At 72.5% G+C, this 3,134-nt stretch carries 4 protein-coding genes; 3 read left to right on the top strand and 1 reads right to left on the bottom strand.

Going from position 1 to position 3,134, the window contains the following annotated elements:
- Both J0670_RS34085 and J0670_RS34080 read left to right on the top strand, forming a co-directional pair.
- A partial coding sequence (locus tag J0670_RS34085) for an enoyl-CoA hydratase/isomerase family protein (RefSeq protein ID WP_207816214.1) occupies nt 1-679 on the top strand: 679 nt, incomplete at its 5' end.
- Nucleotides 680-798: 119 nt separating this feature from the next.
- Nucleotides 799-1,476, top strand: coding sequence for a hypothetical protein (locus J0670_RS34080; protein WP_243437917.1), 678 nt, complete (start codon nt 799-801; stop codon nt 1,474-1,476).
- 1 nt (nt 1,477) lies between these two features.
- Here J0670_RS34080 and J0670_RS34075 read toward each other — a convergent pair whose 3' ends face one another.
- Complete coding sequence (locus J0670_RS34075; protein WP_207816213.1) at nt 1,478-2,704, bottom strand: acyl-CoA dehydrogenase family protein; 1,227 nt, start codon at nt 2,702-2,704, stop codon at nt 1,478-1,480.
- Between the two features lie 127 nt (nt 2,705-2,831).
- Here J0670_RS34075 and J0670_RS34070 point away from each other — a divergent pair.
- Nucleotides 2,832-3,134 (top strand): helix-turn-helix domain-containing protein (locus tag J0670_RS34070; RefSeq protein WP_207816204.1); only part of this gene is annotated, 303 nt, incomplete at its 3' end.

The raw sequence follows: 3,134 nt of genomic DNA, 5'->3' as shown, positions 1-3,134 counted from the left end.
GGCGCTGCCCGAGGTCCTGCGGCGGCTCGCCGAGCAGGAGGGCGTGCGCGCCCTGCTGCTGACCGGCGCCGGGAACACCTTCAGCGCCGGCGCGGACATCACCGAACTCGCCGAGGTGTACGGCGATCCGCAGCGCGCGGACGCCTACCACGCGATCAACGTGGCCGCCGAGGAGGCGCTGGCGGCGTTCCCGCACCCGACGCTCGCCGTGGTGCACGGCGCCTGCGTGGGCGGCGGCTGCCAACTGGCCGTCGCCTGCGACCTGCGTTTCGTCGCCGAGGACGCCCGGCTGGGGATCACCCCGGCCAAGCTCGGCGTGGTGTACCCGGCGGTGCCGACCCTGCGGCTGGCCCGGCTGGTCGGCCCGGCGCGGGCCAAGTACCTGCTGTTCTCCGGGGAGTTGGTGTCCGGCCGGGACGCACTGCCGCTGGGTCTCGCCGAGCGGGTCCTGCCGGACGCCGAACTGGACGCCGCCGCGCTGGAGTTCGCCCGGCTGCTGACCACCCGCTCGACCCAGACCATCGGCGCGGTGAAGGCCGCGCTGGCCACCCCGCCGGGGCGGACGGCCGAGGAGCACGCGGCCGAGGCGCTGGAGCCGTGGGAGCGCCGCTCGCGGGAGGCCTCGGACGTGCACGAGGGCCTGGCCGCCTTCCTGGAGGGCCGCCCAGCGCGGTTCTGAACCACCACGGTTCCGGGCCCGCTGCGGCCCTGAGCCACCCGTCCCGGGAAGCGGGATCACCCCTGGAAATATGATCGTCCGGCAATCGCCACCCGGACCCCGCCAGGAGCGCTCCCCCCATGACCACCGAGGCCATGACCACCGAGGCAGTGTCCGCCGAGGCCGTGTCCACTGAGGCCACCGCCAGCGAGGCCGTGTCCGCTGAGGCCACGGCCGCCCCCACCAGCCGGACGATCTGGGCACGCCGGGTCACCGACGGCGTCGAACCGAAGAACGTCATCATCGCGGTCTGCCTGCTGATGGGCACCGTCCGCTACGGCTGGACCGGCCTCGGCTGGGCCGCCTTCGCCGCGCTGTTCGCGGCGGTCATCCCGACCCTGTTCATCCAGCGCGGCATCCGCAAGGGCACCCTGGAGGACCGCCACGTCGGCCACCGGCAGCGCCGGCTGACCGTCATCCCGTTCATCATGGGCTCGGTGCTGACCAGCTTCGCGGTGATGCTCGGGCTGGACGCCCCCGGCGACCTGACCGCGATGGTGGCGGCGATGTTCGCCTCGCTGATCCCGATCCTGGTGATCACCGTCTGGTGGAAGGTCTCCGTGCACACCGCCGTCGCCAGCGGCGCGGTGGTCTGCCTCGGCATCGCGCTCGGCCCGCTGTGGCTGCTGCTCTACCCGATGGTCGCGCTGATCGGCTGGTCCCGGGTGGTGCTGCGGGACCACACCGCCGCGCAGACGGTCGTCGGCGCGGCGGTGGGCGCCCTCACCGCCGGGCTCACCTTCTGGCTGGCACGCTGAGTCAGCGGATCGGCATCCCCGAGATCGCCCGGGCGATGACCAGCCGCTGGATCTCGCTGGTCCCCTCGAAGATCGAGTAGATCGCGCTGTCCCGGTGCATCCGCTCCACCGGGTACTCCCGGGTGAAGCCGTTGCCGCCGAGGATCTGCATCGCCTGCGCGGTGACGAACTTGGCCGTCTCGCCCGCGTACAGCTTGGACATCGAGCCCTCGGCCGCGGTGAACGGCCGGTTGTTGACCGCCATCCAGGACGCCCGCCACACCAGCAGCCGGGCTGCGTCGATCCGGGTCTTCATGTCGGCGAGCTGGAAGGCCACGCCCTGGTTGTCGATGATCGGCCGGCCGAACTGCTCGCGGGTCCTCGCGTAGTCCAGCGCCACCTCGTACGCGGCCCGGGCGATGCCGATCGCCTGCGCGCCGACGGCCGGGCGGGAAGCCTCGAAGGTGGCCATCGCCGCATTGCCCTTGCCGCCCGGGCGCTTGACGCCCTCGCGGGCCCGGGCCAGCCGCTCGTCCAGCTTCTCCTTGCCGCCGAGCAGGCAGCCGCCCGGCACCCGGACGCCGTCCAGCACCACCTCGGCCGTGTGCGAGGCGCGGATGCCGTGCTTCTTGAACTTCTGGCCCTGGCTCAGCCCCGGGGTGCCCGGCGGAACGACGAAGGAGGCCTGGCCCTTGGCCCCGAGCTCCGGGTCGACGGTGGCGACCACGACGTGGACGGCGGCGATCCCGCCGTTGGTGGCCCAGGTCTTGGTGCCGTTCAGCACCCACTCGTCCTTGGCCTGGTCGTACACCGCCCGGGTGCGCAGCGCCGAGACGTCGGAGCCGGCGTCCGGCTCGGAGGAGCAGAACGCGGCCACCTTGACGTCGTCCGGGGTGCCGAACATCTGCGGGGTCCAGGTGCCGATCTGCTCGTCGGTGCCGTTGGCGAGCACCGCGACGGCGGCCAGCGTGGTGCCGACGATGGACAGCCCGATGCCCGCGTCGCCCCAGAACAGCTCCTCCATGGCGATCGGGATGCCGACACCGGAGGGGTCGAAGTACTGCTGCGCGTAGAAGTCCAGCGAGTAGATGCCCAGCTTGGCGGCCTCCTGGATGATCGGCCAGGGCGTCTCCTCGCGCTCGTCCCACTCGGCCGCGGCGGGGCGGATCACGTCGGCGGCGAAGCCGTGCAGCCAGTCGCGTACGGCGAGCTGGTCCGCGCCCGGGTCCAGCGAGAACGTGCTGCTCATGGTGCTTGCCTCCGAGGAAGGGGTACGGCCGACCAGGGTGTTACCTCCGGTAACATGCCGGGAGTCTGCTACTGATTGGTAACCGGTGTCAACGCCCACGCCACCCGAAGCACCCGAGGAGCAGCACATGTCCCGAGAGCCCCGCCGCGAGCAACTGCTCAACGCCGCCGACCGGGTCATCCAGCGCGACGGGCCGAGCGCCAGCATGAACGCCATCGCCGCCGAGGCCGGCATCACCAAGCCGATCCTCTACCGGCACTTCGGCGACCGGAACGGCCTGATCGGCGCCCTCACCGAACGCCACACCAGCGGCCTGCTGGCCGCCATCCGGGCCGCCCTCGCCGAACCGCTTGAGCGCCGCGACCGGGTCGAGCACGTGCTGGACACCTACCTCGCCGGGATCGAGGCCCGCCCGCAGGTCTACCGGCTG

This window comes from Streptomyces sp. FH025 (genome assembly GCF_017427025.1).
Taxonomy (GTDB): Bacteria; Actinomycetota; Actinomycetes; order Streptomycetales; family Streptomycetaceae; genus Kitasatospora.
The sequence above is the reverse complement of the archived record's forward strand: the minus strand, read 5'-3'. Positions and strand labels throughout refer to the sequence as shown.

Coding starts and splice junctions, on each gene's coding strand:
- J0670_RS34080 (WP_243437917.1), top strand. CDS start 799: ATGACCACCGAGGCCATGACCACCGAGGCAGTGTCCGCCGAGGCCGTG.
- J0670_RS34075 (WP_207816213.1), bottom strand. CDS start 2,704: ATGAGCAGCACGTTCTCGCTGGACCCGGGCGCGGACCAGCTCGCCGTA.